At 63.8% G+C, this 25,790-nt stretch carries 21 protein-coding genes and 1 pseudogene; 6 read left to right on the top strand and 16 right to left on the bottom strand.

Going from position 1 to position 25,790, the window contains the following annotated elements:
- Positions 1–1,005 precede the first annotated feature (1,005 nt).
- From ACWEO2_RS33575 to ACWEO2_RS33535, 9 genes and pseudogenes are all read right to left on the bottom strand, one after another.
- Positions 1,006–1,080: pseudogene (locus tag ACWEO2_RS33575) on the bottom strand (transposase); the annotation flags it as partial.
- A 160-nt stretch (positions 1,081–1,240) separates the two neighbouring features.
- Complete coding sequence (locus ACWEO2_RS33570) at positions 1,241–1,642, bottom strand: hypothetical protein (protein WP_452409015.1); 402 nt, start codon at positions 1,640–1,642, stop codon at positions 1,241–1,243.
- A complete protein-coding gene (locus ACWEO2_RS33565; protein WP_452409051.1) occupies positions 1,639–2,976 on the bottom strand; it encodes an IS701 family transposase in 1,338 nt (445 codons plus the stop codon). Before ACWEO2_RS33565 ends, ACWEO2_RS33570 begins: the two co-directional genes overlap by 4 nt.
- A gap of 111 nt (positions 2,977–3,087) precedes the next feature.
- Positions 3,088–4,185 carry a hypothetical protein gene (locus ACWEO2_RS33560; RefSeq protein ID WP_452409014.1) on the bottom strand — a complete coding sequence of 366 codons (1,098 nt, stop codon included), beginning with the start codon at positions 4,183–4,185 and terminating at the stop codon, positions 3,088–3,090.
- Positions 4,185–7,946 carry a hypothetical protein gene (locus ACWEO2_RS33555; protein WP_452409013.1) on the bottom strand — a complete coding sequence of 1,254 codons (3,762 nt, stop codon included), beginning with the start codon at positions 7,944–7,946 and terminating at the stop codon, positions 4,185–4,187. The genes ACWEO2_RS33560 and ACWEO2_RS33555 overlap by 1 nt, the downstream gene beginning before the upstream one ends.
- Positions 7,947–7,955: 9 nt before the next feature.
- Positions 7,956–10,286 (bottom strand): hypothetical protein, encoded by a 2,331-nt coding sequence (locus ACWEO2_RS33550; protein WP_452409012.1) that lies wholly within the window; start codon positions 10,284–10,286, stop codon positions 7,956–7,958.
- Positions 10,283–14,266 carry a DUF6603 domain-containing protein gene (locus tag ACWEO2_RS33545; protein WP_452409011.1) on the bottom strand — a complete coding sequence of 1,328 codons (3,984 nt, stop codon included), beginning with the start codon at positions 14,264–14,266 and terminating at the stop codon, positions 10,283–10,285. Before ACWEO2_RS33545 ends, ACWEO2_RS33550 begins: the two co-directional genes overlap by 4 nt.
- Positions 14,263–15,156 (bottom strand): hypothetical protein, encoded by an 894-nt coding sequence (locus ACWEO2_RS33540; RefSeq protein ID WP_452409010.1) that lies wholly within the window; start codon positions 15,154–15,156, stop codon positions 14,263–14,265. The genes ACWEO2_RS33545 and ACWEO2_RS33540 overlap by 4 nt, the downstream gene beginning before the upstream one ends.
- 617 nt (positions 15,157–15,773) lie before the next feature.
- Entirely contained in the window at positions 15,774–15,911 is a 138-nt protein-coding gene (locus tag ACWEO2_RS33535) for a hypothetical protein (protein ID WP_452409009.1), read from the bottom strand.
- Positions 15,912–16,099: 188 nt separating this feature from the next.
- On the opposite strand from ACWEO2_RS33535, the gene ACWEO2_RS33530 reads away from it, so the two are divergent.
- The 3 genes from ACWEO2_RS33530 to ACWEO2_RS33520 all read left to right on the top strand — a co-directional run bounded on the left by ACWEO2_RS33530 (position 16,100) and on the right by ACWEO2_RS33520 (position 19,223).
- Positions 16,100–16,993, top strand: coding sequence for a class I SAM-dependent methyltransferase (locus ACWEO2_RS33530; RefSeq protein ID WP_452409008.1), 894 nt, complete (start codon positions 16,100–16,102; stop codon positions 16,991–16,993).
- 29 nt (positions 16,994–17,022) lie between these two features.
- Positions 17,023–17,919 (top strand): phytanoyl-CoA dioxygenase family protein, encoded by an 897-nt coding sequence (locus ACWEO2_RS33525; RefSeq protein WP_452409007.1) that lies wholly within the window; start codon positions 17,023–17,025, stop codon positions 17,917–17,919.
- Between the two features lie 287 nt (positions 17,920–18,206).
- The gene (locus ACWEO2_RS33520; protein WP_452409006.1) at positions 18,207–19,223 is read left to right on the top strand and encodes an NADP-dependent oxidoreductase; all 1,017 of its coding nucleotides are present in this window, start codon (positions 18,207–18,209) and stop codon (positions 19,221–19,223) included.
- Between the two features lie 15 nt (positions 19,224–19,238).
- Here the strand turns inward: ACWEO2_RS33520 and ACWEO2_RS33515 are convergent, their stop codons facing one another.
- The 6 genes from ACWEO2_RS33515 to ACWEO2_RS33490 form a co-directional block, all read right to left on the bottom strand.
- A complete protein-coding gene (locus ACWEO2_RS33515) occupies positions 19,239–20,225 on the bottom strand; it encodes a zinc-binding dehydrogenase (protein ID WP_452409005.1) in 987 nt (328 codons plus the stop codon).
- A gap of 15 nt (positions 20,226–20,240) precedes the next feature.
- A complete protein-coding gene (locus ACWEO2_RS33510; RefSeq protein ID WP_452409004.1) occupies positions 20,241–20,663 on the bottom strand; it encodes an organic hydroperoxide resistance protein in 423 nt (140 codons plus the stop codon).
- Positions 20,660–21,115 (bottom strand): MarR family winged helix-turn-helix transcriptional regulator, encoded by a 456-nt coding sequence (locus tag ACWEO2_RS33505; protein WP_452409003.1) that lies wholly within the window; start codon positions 21,113–21,115, stop codon positions 20,660–20,662. The genes ACWEO2_RS33510 and ACWEO2_RS33505 overlap by 4 nt, the downstream gene beginning before the upstream one ends.
- Before the next feature lie 81 nt (positions 21,116–21,196).
- Positions 21,197–21,556, bottom strand: a complete 360-nt coding sequence (locus ACWEO2_RS33500) for a hypothetical protein (RefSeq protein WP_452409002.1) — start codon at positions 21,554–21,556, stop codon at positions 21,197–21,199.
- 77 nt (positions 21,557–21,633) lie between these two features.
- Complete coding sequence (locus ACWEO2_RS33495; RefSeq protein ID WP_452409001.1) at positions 21,634–22,482, bottom strand: SAM-dependent methyltransferase; 849 nt, start codon at positions 22,480–22,482, stop codon at positions 21,634–21,636.
- Between the two features lie 172 nt (positions 22,483–22,654).
- Entirely contained in the window at positions 22,655–22,804 is a 150-nt protein-coding gene (locus ACWEO2_RS33490; RefSeq protein ID WP_354958736.1) for a hypothetical protein, read from the bottom strand.
- 298 nt (positions 22,805–23,102) lie between these two features.
- On the opposite strand from ACWEO2_RS33490, the gene ACWEO2_RS33485 reads away from it, so the two are divergent.
- Positions 23,103–23,378, top strand: coding sequence for a hypothetical protein (locus ACWEO2_RS33485; protein ID WP_355184905.1), 276 nt, complete (start codon positions 23,103–23,105; stop codon positions 23,376–23,378).
- A gap of 160 nt (positions 23,379–23,538) precedes the next feature.
- On the opposite strand, the gene ACWEO2_RS33480 is transcribed toward ACWEO2_RS33485, so the two are convergent.
- Positions 23,539–24,069 carry a winged helix-turn-helix transcriptional regulator gene (locus ACWEO2_RS33480; protein ID WP_452409000.1) on the bottom strand — a complete coding sequence of 177 codons (531 nt, stop codon included), beginning with the start codon at positions 24,067–24,069 and terminating at the stop codon, positions 23,539–23,541.
- Between the two features lie 116 nt (positions 24,070–24,185).
- Here ACWEO2_RS33480 and ACWEO2_RS33475 point away from each other — a divergent pair, with 116 nt between their 5' ends.
- Both ACWEO2_RS33475 and ACWEO2_RS33470 read left to right on the top strand, forming a co-directional pair.
- Positions 24,186–24,698 (top strand): SRPBCC family protein, encoded by a 513-nt coding sequence (locus tag ACWEO2_RS33475; RefSeq protein ID WP_452408999.1) that lies wholly within the window; start codon positions 24,186–24,188, stop codon positions 24,696–24,698.
- Positions 24,698–25,747, top strand: a complete 1,050-nt coding sequence (locus tag ACWEO2_RS33470; RefSeq protein ID WP_452408998.1) for an LLM class flavin-dependent oxidoreductase — start codon at positions 24,698–24,700, stop codon at positions 25,745–25,747. The genes ACWEO2_RS33475 and ACWEO2_RS33470 overlap by 1 nt, the downstream gene beginning before the upstream one ends.
- The last annotated feature ends 43 nt before the right edge of the window (positions 25,748–25,790 follow it).

Raw genomic sequence — 25,790 nt, 5'->3', positions numbered from 1 at the left:
TCGTAGTCGAACACGAACTTCGGTGATGCCGCGATCTGTCGTCAGGTTGTCGACAGCTTTATCGGCGGCCGAGCAATATCCGTTAGCCAACCTAGCTATTCCGTGCTTCGGAGAGGGGCCAGCGATAGGATTCCCTTGTATGGAACCGGTCAATGACCACTCTGCCGATGACGGCGAAGCTGTGAAATCGTAGGCGCCCGGTCACGAACATACCGCAGTGGTCGGCCCCGCTGGGACGCCGCCCGCGATGTCCGGGCGGCGGGCCTCGTCCCGGTCGGGCGGCGAAACCCCTGCTACCTACAGCCACGGCCGAGGCCGCAACAAGATCGAGTGGCTGCCGCCCAGGTCCTACCGGACATGGGGCGATTGGGGATGTGTGGCTATACGCCGGACGGCTTGCCGGACACTACTTTTCGCGGACGGTGGGCGGCGCGCAACGCGGCGATCTGCGCACCTATGCGGACATCGATCGGGCCGAGGTCGTGCAGCGGCGACCAGACGCTCGTCGGTGATCGACCGCTCCGCGAGGTGCAGCAGCGACTCGCGGGTGCGCTCGTCGAACATAGACGCGATCTTCACCGCCTTGCCGTCGACGGTGGAGTCGAACTGGAAGTCCAACGGCCACGCCAATTTCGGTGCATCCGCCTCGACCGGCGGCACCGACGAGCACCCGGACCGCTTGCGTGGTGTGTGCATGCGTACCTGCAGGCCCTCCTCGCGCCAGAGCCGGTGGATCTTCTTGTTCGCCCCGCAGACCGGCGTCCGGGCCGGCCGGAATCTGCGCGGTCGGCAACCACCTATAGGTGCATCGATGCAGCAGCCCAACAACCTTGCACGCGAACCGTTCCGACAAACCATCACCTCGGTGGGCATGTCCACGACGCGGCGTCCGGCCGCTGGGCTCACCATTATCCCTTGGCGATCTCCCGCAACGCGTCCTTGTCCAGCTCGGATTCTGGCCAACAGCCGCTTCAGTCGGGCGTTCTGTTCCCGCAGATCCTCGAGCTACATGGCCGCGCCGGTGTCCATCCCACCGTACTGGCGGCGCCAGTTGTAAAGCGTCGCCGCCGACACCCCAGCTCGGCGGCGACCTGCTCGCCGGTGCGGCCCTGCAACGCGAGGAAGATCTCGATGGCGCGCAAACGGCCAACCGCGAGCTCATGGCGCAACTGAACAGACGCCGACGTTAGTACTCCAGCCGGACTTCGTGAGGTTGGCGAGTAGCGCTTGATGTCCGGGGTCAGATGCCTCGGTCGTAGAGGTCGAATGCCTCGTTGATCGCACCGTCGAGGATGCAGAAGGTGGTGTAGGAGATCTGTTCGATCCAGCTCTCCAGCCGGGAGACATCTTCGTCGGTAATGAGGTTGTTGCTACGCAGCATGCCCCCGGGCCGTACTCCCCACGCCCGGCCCAAGTGACAGATTCCCCAGAGGGCTCCTACCACCCCGCGGTCGACGTTGTCACCTTGCAGATCGTCTGTGAGGGCCCGCAGGCAAGCCATCACGGAATGGAAATTTTCCTCGTGCAAACCGTCGTAAGGGCGAAGCATGCCGAGAAACCCTTGCTCCCAGCGAGGATCGTGAACGTCGGGATGTGCGCCGCTGTGGAACAGCAGCAATTCGCGGGCGGCGTCCGGTGTCACGGTCGGCCACGATACGCGCTGGGGCTTCGTTGCGGCGGTTCGGCTGATCGGCGCTGGTGATGGCTGGTTCGGGCGCGGTGTTGGTGTCGGCGGCGCCAGAGTGACCAGCTCAGTCGGTGGGCGACGGTGCGGACGGGGATGTGTGCCAGTGTTGTGAACAGGTGACGGATTTCATTGCGAGTCAGGGCAATTAGGCCGGTGGAGGGTTCGTCGGCTGGGTGGACGATGGCGAGGACGGTGAGGAAGGCGTGGGCGAGCATGGCCAGCAGGGTCCAGCGGTGCCAGGATCGCCAACCCCGCACTTGGTGCTGGTCGAGCCCGGTCAGTGTCTTCGCGGTTTGGAAGTTCTCCTCCGTCGACCAGCGCCGGCCGGCCACTTTCACCAGACGAGCCAGCGGCACCGGTTCGCGGTTCCAGCAACGGTAGTAGGCCCGTTCCCCGGTGCGCTGGTTGCGGCGGATCATCAGCCAGCGGTATCCGGGAACGGCGTTGTCCTCGTCGGGGCTGATCTCGATCCAGGCCCAGTCGTAGACGCGGGGGCCCTTGACGCCGTCACCGGCCGAGATCGACTGCCATGCCCGCTTCGGCAACGTCGTGGCGAAGATGTCGGCGCGGGCACGGCCGGTCGCGGTCGTGACCCGATGGTCACAGCTGACGGCGAAAACATAACCGGTGCCACGGGATTCGATCGCGGAACGCAGTTTTGGGTCGCCGCCGTAGACCTCGTCGCCGGTCACCCAGGGCGCGGGGACACCGGCGTCGAGAGCGTCGATGATCAAGTGCTTCGCCAAGGCCGGTTTGGTGGCAAAGCGCACCTGGTCCGGGATGCCCGCCTGTTGGCAGCGAGCTTGGTCGGTGGTCCACGATTTCGGCAGATAGAGGGCACGGTCGAGGAAAGCGTGCCCGGCGGTCGTGGCGTAGGTGAGATATACCGCGACCTGACTGTTCTCGATCCTGCCTGCAGTGCCGGTGTATTGGCGCTGGACACCGACGGTGCACACGCCCTTCTTAAGGTCGCCGGTCTCGTCCACTACGAGCGTGGCATCGGCATCGCCCAGATGCTCGATGACATAGTTGCGCAGGTCATCTCGCAGCCCGTCGTCATCGATCACCGCCGACGCGAGCAGGTGCTGCATAGCGTCGGGAGACCGGTCACCGGCGTATTCGGCGAGGGTCCAACAGTTCTTGCTCGGCAGCTCCGACACCATCCCGTCCAGCATCCGCGCCGCGGTACGGCGAGTCTCCACCCGCACGAACCGGCCACCGACCCGACCAGTAAGCTCCTCGAACTCCCGTTGCCAGCGATCAGACGCTACGCCGTGACCCACGGCCACCGCCAATTCAGTTGTGTCACACACAAACACGACATGATTATGCGGTGGCCGCCCCACGTCCAGCCCGACCACCACCAGCGGCAGCATCGATCACGAAGTCCGGCTGGAGTATTAGCTGTACTTCTTCTCAATATCTCCCTTGATATGGATGTCCTTATCAAAGGTGGCAATATTTTGAACGTAGAGCTCTGAATTGACTTCCAGACCACTGCTGGTGACTACGACGACACGGTCCTGATAGTGGAGGGCATGGATCTCGAGGCGTTCCCAGAACCAGGCGTAATCGCGGACGTCGAGCGTGCCCTGGAGTTGTGTTTTGCCGGTAACCGTGAGATCGCTCTGGAGGCTGCCGATGAGTGTGAGGTCGCCCTGCAGCTCCGTGTCGCCAGTGACGGTGAGGCCGGTGAGGGTGGGGTTCTCGATTGTGACGGCGATAGTGGCGTATTGGTAGATGGGTTCGAAATTGTTCGGGAACGTCGATCCGGGGGTGAGGGTGGCGCGCAGAGTGTAGGTGGTGTCGTTGGTAGGGGGTTTTTGTGCAGGATGCTTTGGCGGGGGGTTTTTCTGTAGGATGCATTCGGTTGCGGAGTCGTCGAAGACAACTTTCCCGGACCCGTCGTAGATGACGAAGTGGGTGCCGTTGCTTTCCCATGCGAGTCCGATGGGTTCGTCGAGTTGGAACTTGGTTTTCGGGGCGGTTGGGCCGCCATATCCGAACGCCAGGAAATTGTTGATGAAGAGGGTTTGCGGCTCGACACCGAGAGTGAATGTGCGTTTTCTGAGCACGGATTTCGCGGTGCCGCTGGTCGCCGACATTTCGAGCACCTCGCAGGCGAGCGGTCCCGTATTGCTCACCGTGCCTTTCAAACCGATATCGAATTGCGAATCGAAGGATTTTCCGGGTTGTAGCGACGTGAATTTTTTCCGCCAGTACAGAGCTCCGGACTCTTCGCCCTCATCTCCGGGATCGACATTGCTGCTGGGTTCCCAATTCGCGCTGCTGTACGACCATTCTGGTTCCTCTGCGAAATACGCATTTCCATCGACGTCGTTCTTGGGGACGCTGATCTGGATCGATGTGCAGTACACCGCAGGCGTCTTGGGTTTCAGGACCGAGATCGCGATGCGGCTCGTGCCGTCTGCTTGCAGGGGCGTCGGGTTGGTGGCGAATCGGTAGGTGAGCAGCGGGGGTGTCGGGTTGGTTGGCATCAGTGGTCCTGTTTCGGGTCGTCGAGGTTGGTGGTGAAGCGGAGCAGGCCGTCCATGGCTGTGGTCGGGGCGTTGGGGAATTGGGCATCGGGTACCACCGAGGCAAGGGAATGAGGAATCCAGGTGTTTTTCGGAGCAGGTTGCAGCCAGGTCCAGGTGCCGTGTTTTTCGCTGGGTTGGGGGAAAGCGATGGATTTGTCTGTGCCGGGGACAGAGACGAGGGGACCTATGTGGAAGAGGGCCTCTATGTGGTCGAGGGGGGCTTGGATATGGCCGGGGGGTATCGAGATTTCGGCGGTGGGGGTTATGCCGGTGACGGCGTGGACTTTTGCGTGCGGATCCATCAGGAGCAGGAGTTTGGTGGGGGTGGTGGCAGCGAAGGTGAGTTGGAGGTAGTTCGTTCCCGAGGGGCTGGTGCTGGGGCCGAGAGGGCCTATTTGGTTGGCGTAGTGTTGTTTTCCGTCGGGGACGGCGACGCTGTTGAAGTGGTCGAAGCGGTACGCGCCGTGGGTGTCGGTGGTGAAGTAGCCGACGAGGCCGTCGTCGCGGGCCCACTGGTCACCCAGACGGACGGCGAAATCGTGCTTGGTGAATTCCGACTCCGGGAGTTTCAGGGTTGCGCCCCACCCTGTGGGGAAGATCGGGACGCCGTCGAGGCGGAGGCGGAGTTGTGCTTGGACGAGGGCCAAGGGTCTGCCGATGAGGACCGAGAGGTTGTGGTCGGGGCGGGCACCGAGGGGGTCGACGCTCCAGAGGGTTTGGTCGATGACGTCCAGGAACTCGGTGAAATTGTCGGCGTTGGCGAGTTGCGGGGAACCGATGAGGCCGGCGACGACCGGGGCGCGGACAGCCAATTGCTCGAGGGTAGTGAGGGTTGCGTCCGGGGGTGGTTCCCAATGGCCGCCGGTGGTGAGCAGCCGGTAGGTGCCGAGCAGGCCGCCGGCGGGGTCGTAGAGCAACAGGCTGTGGTCGAGGTGGTTGGGCAGCAGCCAGCCGCCGATGGGGTTGGCTTCGGCGTCGGTGCCGACTATGCGGGTGCCGGTCATGCCGTCGAGGAGGTCGAAGTCGAGGCGGGCCGGTTGCAGCAGACGCGGCGGGAGTTGCGCGATGGACTCGATGTCGGGGTCGAGTTTGGTGTCGGCGGCGAAGGCGTCATCGACGACGACCGGGAAGTTCTTGTAGTCGAACAGGCCGGCATATTTGGGGTCGGAGTTGACGACATCCAGGACGCGACCGAACTTGTCGTAGAGGAACAGTTGTTCGAAATAGATTTGGCCCTGGCGGGTTTCGTGGAAGGGGGCGTCGTCACCACCGGGTAGGTAGGGGACGGTGGAGATGCGCCCGAGGTAGCGCACGGGGAGGCCGTCGGAGGTGGCGGCGTCGGGGTAGCCGGCCAGTTCGGCGATGTGGCGTTCGTCGGGGTCTGCGGCGACCGGGCGGCGGAAGGCGCGCGGGTCACGGGCTGCCAGGCGGTCGTTGAAGCCGGTCATCTCCTGGGCGAGGAAGCCCCAACCACCCACGGCGGCAATCCATTTGGTCAATTGCTCGTGCTGCTCGGCGGTGCCGTGGTCGGTGACGAACTTCTCCAGGCGGGCGGCGAACATGCTGCGCGGATGCGGGCTCAGACCCGAAATACCCTTGATGACAACGGGTTCGTCGGGGTCGGGGATCTCGGCTTTGCCGGGGGTGAAGCGGTAGTCGGTGCCGTCGAATGTCCAACATCGTTGCTTGTCGACGAGATACGGGATGGGCAGGTAGCGGGTCTTCCATTCCATGAACAGCGGTTCCCACGGCTGCGTCCAGGCTTGCAGGCCGAGTGCGGGCAGGGTTCCGGTGTAGTCGGCCGGTTTGTGCGCGGTGAGGACGGCGGTGACGGCATCGGCGGACACCTTCGCGGCAGCCGCCAATGCGGCGGCGTTACCGGGATCGAGCAGGAAGTACTCCGCAAGCAGCGCCAGCACGGTGTCCGGCAGTGCCGCGCTGTTGGGGAATCCCGGCATGGCACCTTGACCAGGTGTGGCGGTAATTGCCTTGCCCGACACCGTGACCCGGGTGATCAGGCTCGAACCGTGGTCGTCCACCGTCCGTACCGGCAAGGGCTCGTCGTCTCCGATGACATCGCTCGACGGTTGTATCCCCGACAGTGCTACCACTGGGTTGTTGGGTCGCCAGAACGGTGTTTTCGGGATCGCCTTCAGATTCGCGCCCTCCGGTATCTTACGGGCCTGCGCGAAGGAGCCGATGCCGGCTTGCATGGCCGCGTGCGCTGTCGCGTGCGTGCTGCTCGGATCCGGTTGCGGCACAGCGTTTGCCAGATCGCGCGCCTCGATGATCAGGCGGCGCACAGTGTGCGCCAGCCCGGGCTGTTCGGGGTCGAGTTCGGCGTCCATTTCGTCGGGGTCGGGCGTGCCGTCCTCTTCGGGATCCACCCAGTCGTATTGACCGCGCTTGAGCCACAACGCATTCAGCCGCCACTGCGCCGAGGCCAACTCGCCCAGCTTCTCGTCCAGGGCACGCTGGGTGTCGTTGAGTCTGTCGAGCCAGTTCGGGGCGACGATGGTGCGGGGTGCGCCCTCGGGTGACGGCGGTGGGGTGAGCGTCCAGTGGTATCCCCCGCCGGAGGCGTCGAACCAGGAATTGCGAATGCTGCGCTGTACCAGCGCGTCTCCTCCGCTCTGGTCGGCCAGCGGCAGGACGCCGTGCAGGAATGCGCGCAGCAGCTGCATTTCGGCGGGATCCAGGGGCGCGACGCCGTTCATGGCGCGGCCGGCGAGGGCAGCGAAGGCATCCTCGGTGGTATTGCCGATCGCGGCGTCGAGAGCACCGCCGTTGCGGACCTGCCGCAACGGACTTTGCGGTGCAGATTTTGGGTCCCATTTCACGGTGAGCGCATTTCCGGAGTACAGGCTGCGGGTGGCCGGTGTGACCTTGGCGTCCTGGGTGGGGTTCCCGGTCAGGCGCGGGTCCAGCCATTCGAGCCGCTCCAGCAGTTCCGGATAGGTGAACCCGGACGGCAGTGTCGCCAGCACGTCGGCGCTCGGATTCGAATACCAGCCGACGACGTGATAGCCGAGCGTGTCCGCCGCGGGAACGTCGGCGAGGTCGTCGATGAAGGAGAAGATATTGCTGTTGTGCGGTGTGTAGGAAGGAAAGTAGGGGTTGCCCGCGCCGATGGCGGTCAGGAACAGCGGGTCGGTGGCGGCGCGTTCCTTCCACGATCCAGCGGCGTGTGCGTCGAACGCCATTCCGATCGGGACACGGTAGGTGCCGAGGGCCACCGTGGTGGGACTGGCATTCTTGCGGTAGGGGTCGCGACTGGCTCCCCACGCGGTTCTGGTCGACTCGCCGATCACATGGTTGGTGGAGTACGCCAGATCATGTCCGCCGTTCTTCGCGTCCTCGGACCATATGCTGTGCGGGCAGTCGCTTTCGATCACCCAGCTCTTGGCCTTGCGCGGGTTGGTGCCGCTGAAGCGGGTGAGCAGCCAGCGGTTTGGAACCACGGGGAAGGTGAGCTCACCGGTCATCTGATCCTGGATGCCGTGGCGCAGACCGCGCGGCAGCGTCCAATGCAGGTGGACGCCTTTGCCGGTGAGCTTCGGATCGCCGATCTGATTCTCGCCCTCGTCGGGGTCAGGACTGCTGAAATTGTCGAGGGCGGTGTAGCTTTCGCGCCAGATACGGAAGGTGTCCTCGTCCAGGACGGCTTGGGTGACTACGAACGCATCGAGTGAAACGGGAACTACGAGGGTGGGACGCATGCTGATTCCTTAGCTGCGGTCGGGGCCTTCGAAGCCGATCGCCTCGGGCGCCCGGACCATTTGCAGGGCGAGGTCGGCGGGGCCGACGGGCGCGACGGATCGTTTGTGAGCGTCGGCGAGTGCGGATTCGAGATTCGGCACGAGGCGACTCAGATCGAGAACCCGGTAGCCGAGGCCGGACCGCACGTTGTCGAAGACCGAGAACTTCAGGTCATCAGGGAAGGTATCGCCAAGGTGCGAGCCCTTGGAATCCTTGGACGGCAACAGATTACGCAAGGGGATGTATCCCTCGTCGTCGACACCGAAGCGGAACCCCTCCTGGGGCTCGCGCAGCTCGACAAGGGAGGGGATGCCCTCGAACAGGCACAGCAGCACGTTCGGCGAGAGATGGTCCATGCGCAGTATCGGAAGGCGCTTTCCCGCAGGGTCGTAACCGCGCACCGCCAGGTTCGGCCAGCCGGAGACGATTGCCGAACGCAGTAGGAATCCAGAAATGCGCTGCGGCGCCTCGGCGTCGGCTGAGCCACGCGGACGGTGTGCGGCCACTCCACGCGACTCGTCCCGATGCGCCAAGGCATTCTGCGTCGCTGACACCCGAACGTAGTCGCCGACGATCCGATCCTGCACGCCATCGCGGCTGGACTGTGATCCGATGCTCAGCGCACCGGATACCAAGGCGTTCAACCAGTTCCAGTCGAGGTGGAAGAATCGTAGCGACTCGACCGGCAGGATGGCCTCTTGCGGGACGAGCTGGGTGAACGGCACACCGTAGAGCAGTATCCGCTGCCCGAGCCAGGCTGCGATCGGCGCGAGGTGCTCCGACAGCGGCGGCTGTCCGATGGCGGATTGCAGGGCCGCTCGGGTTTGCGGCGAGTCGAGGAAGCCGGCAAGCGCGGCATGCGGATCCGGCGGTGGCGCGACAGGTGCGGGCGGGGTCCACGCCTTACTGGGCCTGGCGGGTGCCTTGCCCAGCGTGCTCATGAGATTGCCGTCCAGCATGGCACCGAACGCCGCAACCGCGCTCGACGAGCCAGCACCGGCAGGCAGATGCGTGCTGACGTATTGCTGATAGAGCTTGTCGGCCACACCGCGTGCGGCTCGCTTCAGCACCATGAGGTCCTGCGCGAACGCCGAATCACTGACGGCCAGAGCCCTTCCCATCTCGAATGCGGACGCGAGAGAGACATCGAAACTGCCCCATGCCGGGTCGTAGCCGATGAGCGCGTCCGACGAGGTCGCGGTGGCCGCCCGCGGTGTGGCGGCCGGGACGACCGGGGTGAACGGACCCCGATACCAGGCGTACGTGGATTCCCCCGAGCGCGTCGAATAGGGCAGCGGTACGAAACCGTCATTGAGCCGGCGGGCCACTTGGCGTTGTGGCGCAGTGGAATTCGTGGTGTCCGGGTAGGGCGAGGACAGTCTGAGCCACATCTGTTCGGCCGGAGCGCGGGTGGCCGAATTCGGCAGACACGCCAGAGCCTCGGCCAGTTCGCGGAAGTCGCCCTTCGGGTCGGAGTAGCACCAGAACGACCAGCTGCACAGCGACAGCAGTGCCACCGAGCTGTGCCCGCCGAAGTTGGGGTTGTCCACCAGCATCTTCTCGTGACCCTCGAGCGAGACCAGGTGCACGATGTTCTTGGTTCCGGTCGCGGCGTCGCCCGCCGTGGGGAATCGAGACGCGACAACCACCGAGAACAGGCCGTCTTCGGCGATGCCCAGGATCGGGCGGTCGGCGGTGTTCGCGCCTCGTGCGTGCGTAAGGTAGTGCGCCTCGGTGAGTCTCGGTGTCACCGCGCGGAAGGCGTCCGCAGTGATCTGGATGTAGCAGCAGGGTGAGTCGGTGGCGATATCGGGTTCGCGGGACAGCGCGGGCTTGAGGACGCTGGAGTCCTTGGCGAGGAAATCTTGCACGGTGGCATTGATGGTGCGGGTGCGATCGGTGATCGCACCGACCAGTTGGTCCTCGGTGAGAACCAGCAACGCCAACCACGGTGTGCCGTCCTTGGCGGCCATGGTGCGCTCCCACGGCAGCATCGGATCACCCAGGACCACGTGCGGCAACACCCTGTCGAACTGGCCGCTACTGGAATCGGCCGGCTGTTTGGCCAGCACCGCGCCGGGATCGATCGAGATCTGCGGGCCGCGGACCGTGAACTGCTGTGTGGCGTGGAACTTTCCGTCCTCGATGATCGATGAAGCATCGGAACCGGTCCCCGTCAACAGATCATGGGTGACCTCGATCGAATAGTTCCCGGCTTGCAGGCCCGGCACATAGTTGTCGTGCAGTTCGACATCGCCCGGTGGAATCGTGTCACGGGCGAGATGCGGGCGGCTACTCATGACGGGTTCCCCGCTTTCTGGACCATCGGCGCCTGAGCGAACAGGTGAGTGGCCTCGGCGGCCAGGGTTGCCAGGTTGTCGTTGCCGCCGGTGTAGAGCTTGGCGGCCAACAGCGCGGCGAAAACCTGATCGCGGCTCTTCTTGGCCGGGTCGGCCGCGGCCTTGGCAAGGTCCGCCATCGCGTTCTTGTCGGGCGCGGACAGATAGTCCTCGTTGTCGGCGGGATGCTGCGGCAGCGGCGACAGGCCGGGCTGGATCTCCTCGAATGCGTAGGTGCTGAGCGGGAATACGCCGCGCGACGGTGCTAGCGTCGGGCGTGGTGCCTGCACCTGATAGCCGACCTGCTGGTCGGAGACGACATCGGCGCTGGGCCCGCCGGGCGTGTGGACGAACGGTGAGGGCGGTGAACCCCACAGCGACGCGGGCAGATTGTGTTTGCCCGGGGTGATGGTCCACCCGTCGATCTTGATATCTCTTCCGTTGTGCTGCACCGTCATTCGATGCACACCGGCCAGACCCGTGCGGTTCATCGGCCGGATGTCGATGCCCGGACCGTCGCCTTGCTGCGGGGTCAGTGGTGCGGTACCGATCCGCAGATGACTCGCGGGGATCGCCGACTGGGTGGTGAAACGCAAGTCGCGTGCGCGAACCAGCCAGCGTTTACCACCCGAACTCCCGGCATCCGGGATGCCGCTGTCCAGCCCGCTCACCACAGTGATCGCGAGCACCTTGTCCCGCGCGGGCAGCATGGCCGAAACCTCTCGCCACGTCAGGGGTTTGGCTGGCAGTGCACGACCGTTGTCGCCGAACGCGATGGTCACTTTGAACACGAGAAGCTTCACCGTGACGGTGCCGCCGAACGGTGTCCCCCACAACCGCAGCGAGGCACCGACCGATACCGAGAACGTCTTTTGGACACCCAAGACGGACATCGTGACCGATGCGCCGATCTCGATGCCGATCCCTGCGGTGAACGCGAACGGCCGCCACGACACCAGCAGATCGGCTTGCGCGGTGAACCACGCTTGGACCGGACCCCACTGATACAGCACCTGAAGGTGCGTGCCGGCCATCGCACACGACGGGGTCACCGCCAGATAGGCCTCAGCGGTGATCGACACCATGCTGCTGACCGCCCAGCGGATACCCAAGCGCGGGACGGCCGGGAAATAAGACGGCACCTGGAACGCCGGGTGATACCCACCGAGGGTGAAAACGAACTGTCCCGCATGAGGATTCGAGCCGAACCACAAGCCAGCAGCGAAACCGCCGGTGAGATGGCAATCCTTGGTCAGAACGTAGGATGCCGCCGACAGTTGAGCCTGCGCCTGCGCGATACCGTCGATCGGCCGCAGGGTGGCTTCGAGACCGAGCTCGGCATAGACATAGATTTCCGCCGACTCGTCCTTCAACGGAAGTTGCAGAATCGCGGTTCCCAACATGGCGAAAATCAGGTCGTGGCCGAACTCGGCGGCCAGCACGACGGTCGCCGTCACCACCTCGGAAACCGTCAGCTGCGCGCCCACGCCCAGCCAATAGTTGCCTTCCCGCGGCGCAATCCACTCCTTTGGTGTGGCACCCGGTGCGGCCGGCTTACGACCCTCCAAGACGTCGAGGACATCCATCGCCTTCTGGCCCGGCTTGTCCAGCACCAGCAACGGGAAGTTCGGAACCTCCGCGGCAGACGGGATCTTCAAGTCCCGGTTGAAGCCGAAACCGGCCATCAGCGCGGTAATGATCAGAGGCGGCTCACCGATCGGCACATCCAGCTGCGCGAAGACGAACAGAGACGGCTTGCCGTCGGACGCAGACGACTTGCCGTCGGACAGTTGCGCATACGACCCGACCGCGGACAGCGAAAACTTTTGCGTCTCGACGACAGCGGCACCGTCGTATTGGAAATCAATACCCTTCGGCGGATTCAGAACATGCAGCAGCGCACCGGAAACCGTCAGAGACGGATTGGTGAACGCCACCCCCAGACCCGACAGCGCGAACGTCGGCTCGAACTTGTCCAGCGGCGACCCCACCGCCAGACCATCGAAGCTCAAAGTCAACGGCCCCAGCTTGACTGCGGCATCGAGCGCGAACAGCAGCGCATTGTGCTGATAGATCAGTCCGATCCGATCGACCTGCAACACACCGAGCTGCTTTTGCACCTGCACCCACACACTCGGCGAATTCGACGGGGGCGCGGCACCCGCGGCCAGAACCACCGATTGCGGCGCACTGGCCGCCGCAGGCAAACCCAGAGCCACGGGGACTGGTTCGCCACCGAGCATCAACGTCGCCTGAACAGCTGGACCGGCCTTCAGCCCCCCGGCCGGTATCGACTGCACCTCGGCAATCCTGAGCAGCGTGTTGACGGAGTCGGCCGTCGCGGAATCCACGGCACCGGTGCTGTACAGCACCTGGAGATCGTCGATGCTCAGCGTCCCGATCGAGGTCAAGAAGCCACCCACCAACGGCAGATTCGCCAGATCCAGGCTCATACCCAGATCGAACCCGACCAGCAAACTCGGTTGTCCCGCCGTGGTTTTCGCTCGGATGACCTTCGCATCGCGCAGACCCACCCGCAGCCCCTCGGGAACCACCACCGCCAGATCGGCGGAGAATTCACCGACCCACTCCCGAAGATCCACTTGCGCACCGGTACCCACGTTGGTGTAGGCACCGATCACGGTCTGGGTGCTGCCCTTGGTGTCGAAGAGCAGATCGAGTTCGAAACTGCCGACGATCAGGCGTCCGCCGTACTGGGCGTCGCTCTCGGTGCGCGTAATGGTGGCACCGATCGACGCGGTGAGCGTGTCGGTAATGCGGATGTCGCCGACACAGGTGAACCGGAACTCCTTGCTACCGGCCTTGTGCGAAAGCCAGAAACTGGTCAGTTTCAGGCTCGAAATCGGCTCGGGTACAGCGCGTTTCAGTTTCAGTGCCGGAAGCAACGCCGCCATTGTGACGGCCTCGCCCGCCGGGATGCCACCTTCGAACATCCAGCCGCCGTCCGCGCCGGGTGTGCGTGCCGCAGTGATCTCGATGGGGATCGACCCGGCGATGTTCACCGTTCCCGAAAACCGGCCGACGGTCCCCTCATCCGGGCTGTAGGCCAGCGTCATCGAAAGCTCTTCGATCGCGAAATCGACTATCTTCCAAGTACTGTCGAAATCCATCGACAGCTCGTAGATACCGCCGAACCCGCCGCTGAAACGCAGCTCCCGAATCTTGAGACCGATCGGCACCTGCGGTGTCAGCAGACGGAATCCATCGAGGAGACGCGAGACATCGATCGCGTCTTTCGATACACCCGGCTTCAAACTACCGGTGATGTACTTGTCCTCCAGCCACAGCGCAACGACCAAGTCGACATCGCTGGGGAACGGAAGCTCGGCGGTGACCCCTGTCGATGCGACCACATAGGTGATCGGCGTCGCATCGGCCTTCTTCTCGAAGCGATAGTCGAATCCCAGAACCTCACCCAGGGTGAGCTTCAGATCTTGCAGCCCTTTCTGCAGATCCGCCAACCGATCCTTGACGAGTAGCTCGACGAGCGTGGCCAGGGTGAACGCCTTGGCCTGCACCGACCGCACGGCTGCACGCAACGCACCGGATTCGTTCGCGGTGAGTGTGGAAAACACTGGCGTCCCATCGAACTTGCCACTCAGCACGCAGGTGACCGTGCCGTCCTGCAAAACCGTGACCGCCATCCCGGTCACGGTCGTGGCGGGGGCTGCACCCGCTGGCCAAGCCTGCTCGGTCCATGAGACGGAAACCGTCAGTGACTTTCCCCCGGTGAGTTCCGGAGCCAGCGACCCCCCGGCGGCTTGGATCTCACAGCCGGCGAAGGTACCCAGCATATCTCGTAACTGATCGGGCAACTGATCATCGGACGACTCGAGAACCGGCACCCCGCCCAACCCGATCAAATGCTCTCTCAAAGCGTTCAGATCGAGCGCGGACTGTTTTTGCGGCGAATCATTCATGACCGGCTCTTCCATCGTGCCCCCGAATTGCCCAGAGCTTCCATGGCCATCGGGCGGCTGACCCAACAACTTCCGCGACGAAATCCCGCGGTCGTGCCATCCGCAGCTTTACTCAGTGCCTCCCAGTCTCTTATTATCAGATAGAATGGCGGCATTCGTTTTATTTCGACTTTATTTTTATCGTCACCTTTGAATTCCCCCCAACAATAATTCGACGGCGGTTGATTGCCCAGAGGAATTCCGCGCACCCATTTCTTGCCGAGATGATCACGGTACCCATCGAAACGCGCCATCTCCGATGTCATTCGCGCCAGTCGATGCAGCGACATTGTTACTTCCTCCAGACCTCTCGACAGAGCGTTCCTACGATAATCACCGTGTAGCGTGCGATTCAGGCCGGACAGATACCTGTGCAATACTCGAATATCTTTGAAAAAGCGGTCTTTCGAGAGCAAGTCACCCGCGTTGTCATTACCCCTGGAGTAACTAATATCAACATAGATTTTGCCTTCAGCAGGCGTCGCGCCCAGATATCCCCTACCGCGATACGGCAGCTTCGCCAAGGCCGTCGACCAATTTCCCTGAGCCCATTCCTGATTATCCCAGGCCGCCATGAACCGAACATCGGCGTCTTCACGGTCAACTGTCCAGCCCCGAAGATACAGATTCGACTTTTGGAAATATAGATCGACCGATCCCTCAGGCCAGCCACCCCCGACTTCTTCCGGGAACGAGAATCTTACCGTGAAGAAATGATGATCCAGGTCTCTGGGTTGTCTTTCCCAAGTCCCGTATCGCTGTCTCAGAAACGCGATCATCCTGCTGTATGGGTCCTTTGCGAAGGCATCTTTATTGAAGTCTTCCGACCTATCGGCATCATCCAACGGCATGGCAGAACTCTTTTCGCGCAGCAGAGCAGAATCCAACGGACACGCGGAGTAGATCCATTCATGAGATCGCGGCCATCTTATCAGGATTGCCTAGGTGGGAACGGCGAATCGCCCGCAATAGATTGCGGGCAATGACGGTGGCGGAATGGCTAATTTTCAGCGTCGGTTGAATTCATCGACGCCAAGAGAATCGGGGGGCATTTTACCATCGTGCACGATCTGTCGCAGGCGCCGACCTGTCGGGTCGCTGAGTCGAGGCGGTCAACGATGCGCTGCAGTGCCCGAGAGTTGCGGGGGACATCGAGAGGACAACGCTCCCGAGGATCCGTCAGGGCTTCCCATGAAGATCCGCAGCAATCGACGAGCATGCATCCGGCCCTCCTGCCCCATCCAGAGCAGGCGATACCGGTGGCGAAATGACACCAAATGTGCAGTGCCGCAGCGGCTTTACCTGACAATAGGTCGTCTCTGATCCCACTCGAGCCTGGCAATCACTGCCAGTGTGTAACGCGCGCCGCCACGAACGACGCTCGCGCTGGAAGCGGGTGGGCGCCGGAACGGAAGACTGGCGGGGGGCTTACGAGGCACGGCCCTTTCTGGTCGTTGTCCGCGGTCGATCATTCCACGCCGGTCATATGAATGGGCGTGGCCGATGCCGTCCGGACGGGATGCAGCAGTTGCTGCGGCGTGATCATACACCCCACCCGCACCCTGGCCCTGGCCGCCATGGCGAAATCCGCTCTGGTGCACGCCATGTCAATCGACTCCTGATGCTTGCCGGAACTGCCATCAATTGGCTACCGTGGAATACGTTTGCCGAGAAGATCATTGGCAAATCATGTCGGCCACTCACGGGGAGGTTCCTGACGTCATCGTGGCCTGCGGGCCACACCAGAGGCCGAGCGGTCTGTCCGACTCGACTTCACCGGAGGATAGGGCCTCGATGATGGTATCGGAAATCAATGAATACCAAGGCGCGTCACCTGATGCGGTCCGCCATCACTATGACATCGGAACCGAGTTCTATCGGCTGTGGCTCGACAGCAGCCTGACCTACTCGTGCGCATTATGGTCCGAGGGCGACGATCTCGACCGTGCGCAGCAGCGCAAGCTCGACTATCTGATCGAGCGGGCCGACATCGCCGGCGCGCAGCGCGTGCTCGACATCGGGTGTGGCTGGGGCAGCCTGATGCGAAGGGTAGCCGACCGGAACCGGCAGGCCCGCATCACCGGCCTCACTCTCAGCCGAGACCAATACGACTACGTCCGAACGCATTCCACCGATCGGATCGATGTCCAGCTCGGACACTGGAACACACATCATCCCGACCATGCTTATGACGTCATATTCTGCGTCGGCGCACTCGAACACTTCGTGAAATTCGGACTGTCTCGCCGTGACCGCACCGCGGCCTACCGAGAGTTCTTCACCCACTGCTCTCACATGCTCCGCCCAGGCGGCGGGCTGGTCATCCAAACGATCGGCAAGGGCAACCGGCCGCTGGACCACAACGCGCTCAACGATGTGCAGTTCCTGGCGAACGAGATATTTCCGGAATCGGATCCACCGCGACTGTCCGAACTCGCCCACGCCGCGGAGAAACTTTCCGAAATCGGTTCGGTGGTCAACGATCGTCACGACTACTCGACCACCTGTGCGGAGTGGCTGCGCAGACTCCGGTCACACCGCACGGACGCGGAACGGCTCGTCGGCGCCCGCATCGCCGAGGCATACGAACGTTATCTGGAGGCGTCCATCCGGCAGTTCGACCGGGAACACCTTGTGCTCTACCGAATCTCGCTTCGCAAGGTGGCTGATCCGCCGCCGGAGGCGTGACCGGCCCTCTACCCAGCGAGGAGTCAGGCATGAACCCGGGACCCACGCCCCGCGTGAACGATGTCATCACCGAACTCGACGACCTGCGCGTCGACCTGGCTGGACGCCACCGGGCCACAGCCAGCGCGGGAGCGACGATCGACCCCGCGGTGGTCGATGCCGATATGCGCGCCCTCGACCGCGACGGGTACGTCGTTTTACCGGACCTGATCACACCTGAAGAATGCGAACGCATACGCGTCGCAAGTACCGCTCTGCTCGGACCATTCGGCCGAAATACGTTCGAGGGCAAACAAACCCAGCGGGTGTACAGCCTGCTCGAGAAGACCCGCGTATACGACCGGCTGCTCGACCATCCGCGCGTGCTGGCCCTGCTCGACCGGCTGTTCCTGCCGAATTACCTGCTCTCCCAGCTGCAGGTGATCAACATCCTCCCCGGTGAGCAGGCCCAGCTCCTGCACCACGACGACGGCTTCTATCCGATTCCCAGGCCCCGCCCGCCGCTGAGTGCCGCGACGATGTGGGCCATAGACCCGTTCACAGATCGCAACGGCAGCACGGTGATTCTGCCCGGCAGCCACCGATGGGATGCACGCCAGCCGACCGAATCCGACGCCCGGGTCAGCGCGCGGATGCCCGCTGGCTCGTGCGTGTTCTACCTCGGAACCCTCTGGCACGGCGGCGGCGCGAACCAGACCACCGCTGCTCGGCTCGCCGTGACCGCACAGTATTGCGAGCCGTGGCTGCGCCCTCAGGAGGCGTACACGCTGTCGACCAGCCGAGAAACCGCACGAACGGTGTCCGAGGACATCCGCCGCATGCTCGGCTATAGCATCCACCCACCGTTCATGGGGGCTGTCGACGGCATGCACCCGAAGCGGCTTCTCGAAACCCCCGATCCGGCAGTCCCACAGACGGGCGCTTAGCCGAATTATGCTGCTCTACCGAACCTTCCCGATGAGCCGATCCCGTCGCTCCCGCTGACCGGCCAGATCCGATTTAAGCTACCTATCGGCCGACAAATCTCGCGAATCCGCACAGAGCCCGGCTGCCGGATCTCTACCGATCTGAATAGAGGAGGAAACGATCCGACCGCTGCGGAGCGACGCAAAGCCGAGCTGAAGGTTGCATCCGAAGGTATCCCTAAACCATGCGATCGACTCGGGATCCAGTGGTCAGTGGTGAACTCTGAACTACAACTACAATAAGGCATATGTTCCAGTCGACGAGAATTGTGCTGGCATCTCGGCCGGAGGGCGCACCGACTCCGGAGAATTTCCGGATCGAGACCGTGGGGTTGCCGGAGCCCGGCGCAGGGGAAGTGTTGTTGCGCACGCGGTATTTATCGCTGGATCCGTATATGCGTGGGCGGATGAGCGCCGCGGAATCATATGCGGCGTCGGTCGAGGTCGGGGATGTGATGGTCGGTGGCACGGTCGCCGAGGTGCTCGAATCGCGTGATCCGTCGCTGGCGAAAGGCGATGTGGTGCTGGCCTATTCGGGCTGGCAGACGCATCAGGTCGCGCCCGCGGCGGGGCTGCGCAAGCTGGATTCGGACAAAGCGCCGATATCGACCGCGCTCGGTGTGCTCGGCATGCCGGGCTTCACGGCCTATTCCGGACTGTTGAAGATCGGGCAGCCAAAGGCGGGGGAGACCCTGGTGGTGGCCGCCGCAAGCGGTCCGGTCGGTTCCGCAGTCGGCCAGATCGCCCGCATCAAAGGCGCGCGGGCGGTCGGCATCGCGGGTGGGCCGGAGAAATGCGCCTATGTCCGTACGGAATTGGGCTTCGATGTCGCGATCGACCACCGCGCACCGGATTTCGCAGACCAATTGCGCACGGCAGTCCCCGACGGTATCGACATCTATTTCGAAAATGTCGGCGGTGCGGTGGCGGACGCGGTGTACCCGCTGCTGAATACCTATGCGCGCGTGCCGGTTTGCGGACTCATTGCGAATTACAATGCGACCGGAGCGCCCGCGGGACCCGATCGGCTGCCCGGCTTCTACGGTCGCATTCTGACCAAGAGCCTGACGGTGCGCGGATTCATCCAGAGCGAATTCGTCCGCGAGATGTACAAGGACTTCTTGCGGGAGATGTCGGGTTGGATCGCCGAGGGCCGGGTCCGCTACCGCGAGGACATTGTCGACGGCCTCGAGCATGCGCCGGAGGCGTTCATCGGCATGCTCGAGGGCCGCAATTTCGGCAAGCTCCTCGTGCGGGTCGGGTAGCGGACCCGGGCCGGATCACACCGGCTGCGGCGACAGCGCGATCTTTGCCGACCGCCCCGGCGTTTCGCTCGCGGCGGCGGCATCGGCCGCGGCCTCCAGCGGGTAGGTGGCCTCGACGTCGAGTCGCAGCGCACCCGTTGCCGCCATGCCCACCAATTCGCCGATCAGCCGCCGCATCTCCTCACTGCTGGTCTGCTCGGCCCGCTTGGTACCCCAAAAGCCCTTGATGACAGCCTGTTTGAAGATCAGCGGACCCGGATTGACGGATAGCGGCTGACCGGAGAGCGCACCGAACGAGATCAGCTCACCACCCGGGCCGAGCAGCGAGAGCAGCGCGTCGGCCGCCCGCCCGCCGACCTGGTCCACGGCGCGCACGACCGGCGCGCCCGCCGTCGATGCGATGGCGCGGTCGAGCCAGCCCTCGGATTCGGTATCGAAGACCGGCTCGAAGCCCAGCTCGCGCAATGCCTTTTCCGACGCCGAACCGCGCACCAGGTTGAGCACCTTGATACCACGTTGCCGCGCAAGCACATTCATCAGGCGGCCGACCGCACCGTTGGCGGCATTGATCGCGATCCAGTCGCCGGGCGCCACCCGCAGATCCTCCAGCAGCATCAAGGAGCTGAGCGGCATTGCCAACAGTTGCGCCGCCGTCTGATCGGAGATGCTGTCGGGCAGCGGAACCACCTGCGTCGCCCTGGCCAGGAAGTACTCGGCCCACACCTGGTGGATGCCGGAAACGCTCACGCGCTGACCGACCTCCAGCCCGGTCACATCCGCGCCCACCGCGTCGATCCGGCCGACGGCCTCGGTGCCCGGAATCGCGGGCAACTCCGGTTTATAGCCGTATACGCCACGGATGGTCGCCAGATCGTGATTGTGAATGGGCGCGAGAATGAGCTCGATCCGCACCTGACCCGCGCCCGGTTCGGGCGTCGGCCGCTGCGCGATGGTGAGCACATCCTTTGGTTCGCCGAAACTTTCGATGACTACGGCACGCATGGTGAATTCCTTTCGTCAGTCGTCAGCGAGGGTGACCCGGACGTCGATATTGCCGCGGGTCGCGTTGGAGTACGGGCACACCTGGTGTGCCTTATCCGCGATGGCCTGCGCCTCGGCGGGAGACAGGTGCGGCAGCGAAATCTCGAGGGTGACGGTCAGCTCGAAGCCGCCCGCCTCGTTCGGGCCGATGCCGACCTTCGCGCCCACCGCGGAATCGTCGACATTAGCGCCTTCGCGCTTGCCGACCAGGCGCAGTGCGCTGTGGAAGCAGGCCGCGTAGCCCGATGCGAAGAGCTGCTCCGGGTTGGTGCCAACGCCGCTGCCACCCATTTCCTTGGGGATGTCGAGGGCGAGGTCGAGCTTGCCGTCGGAGGTGCGGGCGTGGCCGTTGCGTCCGTCGCCGGTCGCGAGGGCTTCGGCGGTGTACAGGACGGTCATGTCTGACTCTCTTTCGATCGGGGGTGCAGCATCAGCGAATCGGTAAGTCGCCGAAGGGTTTCGCGCAGTGCGATGAAATCGTCGGGCGAGAGGCCGCTGGCCTCGCCCATTTCCATTGGCAGACACCGTGCTTCGGTCCGCAGCTGGCGGCCGTGCTCGGTGAGTTGGACATCGACCCGACGTTCATCGGCCGCTGCCCGGCGTCGCTCGACCAACCCCGCCGCCTCCAGCCGCTTGAGCAGCGGGGACAGGGTGCCGGAATCGAGTAGGAGTGCCTCGCACAGGTCGCCGACGCTGCGACCGTCGCGTTCCCACAGTGTCAACATGACGAGGTACTGCGGGTAGGTCAGCCCTAGGCGTTCGAGCTTCGGGCGATAGACCGCCGTCATCGCTCGCGACGCGGCATACAGCCGGAAGCACAGCTGCTCGTCGAGAGTGAGGTGATCGGTCATGTCCATTACAGTAGCGGGCAATTATATTGTGCACAACCAATTGGGCCGTGGTTCATGTCACAACAACCGTGCGCGGGCTGGTTATCCCGCGACGCTGCCGCCGCCGATGCCCAGATAGACGATCATCATGGTGAACAGGAACCAGCCCGCACCCTGCCAAATCGGCCAGCTCCCGCCGCGCCGCCACTCCCGGTAGGTCTGCACGAACGCGCCGATGCCGCCGAGCATCAGCACCACGGTCGGCCCGGCCACTACCGCGGTCTTCGCGGGCGTATCACAGAGCATCATCTCCGCATTCGCGCAGGCTGCGCGGTTGGCCGCCCAGATCGCGGTGATCACGAAGACGACCGCGGCCACCGCAAGGACCGTCGCCACATAGATCGCCACCCGGCGGAAGGTCCGGTTGTCCGCCGTCCATCGCTTCTCCAGATCGTTGACCATGATCGATCACCTCACCGGTGGAGTTGCCGAGCGGTGCCGACCCAAACGTCAGCCGGTGCCGCGCGCGGACGTGGCGATCATTGTTTGCGGCCGACACCTGCCCAATACCACGCCGATTCGGGGTCGGTCTGGACGGCTCGCGCACCGCTCGTCAGGTGGCCGACCAGTTCCGGATGCCAGGTGACCACGGGAGCGACGCCCGGTTCGACCAATTCGGTTCCGGCGAACAGGCTTTCGGTTTCGGTGCGGCTGCGCGGACGGAAGGTGATTCCGGCCGATTCGGCCGAGGCCACCACCCTGGCCATGGCGCGGTCGTCGAAGTCGGCGGTGGGATGGGTGATCACCAGGTGGCTTCCGGCCGGGACCGCGTCGAGCAGATTCTCGATGATCGCGTGCGGATGATCGCTGTCGCGGAAATACATCATGATCGCGACCAGCATGATCGCGATGGGGCGATCCAGGTCCAAGGTCGCGGTGAGCGCCGGATCGCGCAGAATCGAGGCCGGATCGTGCAGATCCGCATGGATGAAGGCGATTCTGCCCGCACGGGTGCTCGACATGAGCGCCCTGGCGTGTGCCAGGACGATCGGATCGTTGTCCACGTAGACGACCCGCGCGGTTGGATCGATGCCCTGGGCGATTTCGTGGGTATTGCCCGCGGTGGGGATGCCGGTGCCGATATCGAGGAATTGGGTGATGCCCGCGTCGAGCAGGTAGCGCACCGCGCGGCCGAGGAAGGCCCGATTGGCGCGGGCCATGCTGCGAATGGCCGGAACATGGGTCGCTATTGCGTCGCCGAGTGCGCGGTCGGCCGGATAGTTGTCCTTTCCGCCGAGCCAATAATCGTAAACGCGCGCTTCATGAGCCACGCTGGTGTCGATTTTGGTCGGTGATCCGGTCACGGTTTCGGTCCAGCTGTCCGGCATGACGATTCCTCCTCTGGCGGGCGGGCCGTCGGGTACCCGCAACCGCCGAGCCGTCCTCGGTCGACGACCCACTACTGCGAATTTGCTCGCTCAGGATAGGTTCGGGGGGCATTCGGCCCGCCAGGATTCGGGCGGCATTAGGGGAATGATTCGGGGGCCGGATCCGGCCGGGCTAGCGCACGGCAGGCAGATCAGGTGGATTGCGCCGGGCGCTGTGCCGGATCTCGACCCAATAGGTCGCGATGACGGTGGTGTAGACGGCCACGATCACTGCGACCGGAATGACCAGCAGCAGTACGAGTAGTGGTAGCAGGAAAGTCATGTGCGCTCCCCGATTTCCGGGTGATGTCGGCAAGGACGGTGGGTGGCGCCGCGCCGCGCCGATTCGCTATCGATCCCCTGCATTCAGCGACCCCCATCAAGATCGTAAGACCGGGAAAGCTCACCGGCATGGGCTGGGCAGTGTGAGTTGCGTCATGTACCGACCGGTGTGTCGTTGTCGCTACGTGATCTTGGTGGGGTTGAATCGATGAGCTCAACGCGCCATGGCGATCTATCGCGAAAGCTCTTCCGAACGTCCGCTGCAGTACCGGCATGCGACAAGGAGCATGAAAGTGAGCATGATTCTCGCCGCGCTACACGACACCGTACTGGCCGAGGTCAGTAATCCGACACCGGAGGCGCCGCCGATGTCGGATAAATTGATGCAAATGGGTCGGTACTTCACCTGGCTGATTCAGCTCTCCGGCGTATCCGCCATTACCTACGGTGGCGGTCGGTTCGCATGGGAGAAATGGTCCGGTGGCCAGCTTCAGTCGCCGAAGATGATCGCCAGCGCGATGGCCGGTGGTGCGGTCGCGACCAGTGCGGGCACGATCATGAACGCGGTGATATAGCAACTTCGCAGCAGTCTGCGCGAACCGGGCGCCCGCACACATCGCGTGTGCGGGCGCCGGTGCGTCCGATCGGCGTCGACCGCTCTCGTTAGAATGGGTTCTTGTTCAAATTCCTTGGCACGCAACGTCTTTCTGATATCGTTAAGTTCACAGAGGTGTCTCATGCGGGGTCTGCAGGCTGGCGGTCCGGATCGTCGATGTGGAACCGCCGTCGAATATTGGGGCGCTCCAGCAACTTCGGCGGGTACCCGGGGCCGGGGCGCGGGGTGACGTTCTGCGACGCCAGGGGTTGCTTGCAGTGTGAGCACACCACCTCTGCATCGGCGTCGTGACCACAGGTGTCGTGTCGTGCGACGATGGGCGGACCGGCCGCACCTGCGAGCCAGCGGTCACCCCAAGCGGTCATGGTCGCGATGACGCCGTAGAAGTCGCGGCCGGATTCGGTGAGCAGGTACTCGTGGCGCACGGGCATGGTCTCGTACACGCACTTCTCCATCAGCCCGGCCTCGACCAGTCGACGCAGCCGCTCCGAAAGGGTGTTTCGTGCGATGCCGAGTTCTTGCTGGAACTCGTCGAAGCGGCGGATGCCGTAGAAGGCCTCGCGCAGGACCAGCGGCGTCCACCAGTCGCCGAGCAGGTCCATGGTGCGGGCCAGGGAGCAGGGCCAGTTCGCCAACGAGGTCCGTTTCATGTCGTCATTCTAGTGGGTCTTTCATTAAGACTCAGCTGTTCAATGCTGAGAGCAAGTCTTGCGCTGGTAAGTCTATCTACGCAACTATGGACGTCAGCCGACGGAAGGAGCTGATTGTGGAGTGGACCGGGCAGGTGTACGCGGACACCCCGACCGTGGCGGTGCAGACCTACATCGATGCGCCTTCGGATCGGGTGTGGAGATGTGTGAGCGATATCCACCTCATGCCGCGCCTCAGCGCCGAACTGCGCGCCGTCGATTGGCTCGACGGCGCGACCGGCCCGGCGGTGGGCGCGCGGTTCAGCGGGCAGAACGCGCACGAGGCGCTGGGATCCTGGGAGACGATCAGCACCATTGTTGAATTCGATCCGGAGCGCAGCTTCGCCTGGGCGGTCGGCGACCCCGAATATCCCTCCAGCATTTGGCGTTTCACGATGCGGTCCGAAGGTGCGGGCACGGTCCTCGAGCAATGGACGCAAATGGGCCCGGCCCGCTCCGGACTCAGCTACGCCATCGACGCCATGCCCGACAAGGAGCAGAAGATCGTCTTCGTCCGATTGCGTGAATTCGAGACCGGTATGAAAGCCAATCTGGCCGCCATCAAGGATCTGGTGGAGGGTGCGGCGTAATGCGTACCGCCACAACGATCGAAGGCTCTTCGGTCGGCTGGTCCGAGCTCACCGAATTCGTCGTCGAAGCCGAGAAGCTCGGCCTGGACATCTGCTGGGTGGCCGAGGCCTGGGGCACCGACGCGGCCACGCCGCTGGGCTTTCTGGCGGCGCGCACCGAGCGAATCCTGCTGGGCTCCGGGATCATTCAGCTCGGCACCCGATCCCCGGTGCTGATCGCCCAGACGGCCATGACCCTGGCCCAGCTTTCCGAGGGGCGTTTCCTGCTCGGTCTCGGCGCCTCGGGTCCCCAGGTCATCGAGGGCCTGCATGGTGTTCCGTTCGCGCGCCCGCTGACCCGCATGCGCGAAACCGTGCAGATCATCCGAGCGGTCTTCACGGGCAACAAAATCGCCTACCAGGGGGATCATTTCACCATTCCGCTGCCCGGCGGCGAGGGCCGTCCGATGCGGCTGAGCATGCAGCCCGTCGCAGTGCCGATCTACCTCGCCACGCTGTCGCCGAAGATGCTGGAACTCACCGGCGAGATCGCCGACGGATGGCTGGGCACCAGCTTCGTCCCGGAGGGCGCGCACGCCTACCTCAGCCATCTCGACGCCGGGCTGGCCCGATCCGGACGCACCCGCGCCGATCTCGATATCTGCCAGGGCGCGGAGATCAATATCGTCGCCGACGCGGCCCAGTTGGCGGCCGTTGTCGGCAGCCGCAAGCAGGAGCTCGCCTTCTCCCTCGGCGGCATGGGTTCTGGAACCACCAACTACTACAACAACGCCTACAGCCGCCAAGGTTGGGCCGATGTCGCCGCTGGGGTGCGCGAGCGCTGGCGCAGCGGTGACCGTGACGGTGCCGCAGCCCTCATCACCGATGAAATGGTCATGGCCACAACGCTGATCGGCACCGAGGATATGGTCCGCGACCGCCTGCGCACCTGGCGCGACACCGGCGTCGACACCGTTCGCCTCTACCCCGCGGGCGACACCCTGCACGCGCGCCTCGACAACCTCGGCCGCGGAATCGATTTGATTCGTGGACTTGGCGATCGAGCGTAGGCGCCCCCCAACGCGTTTGCGCCTCATCGTGGAATCGGTGATC

The sequence above is a fragment of the Nocardia sp. NPDC004278 genome (assembly GCF_053602975.1).
This window is presented reverse-complemented; position numbering and strand designations above follow the sequence as displayed.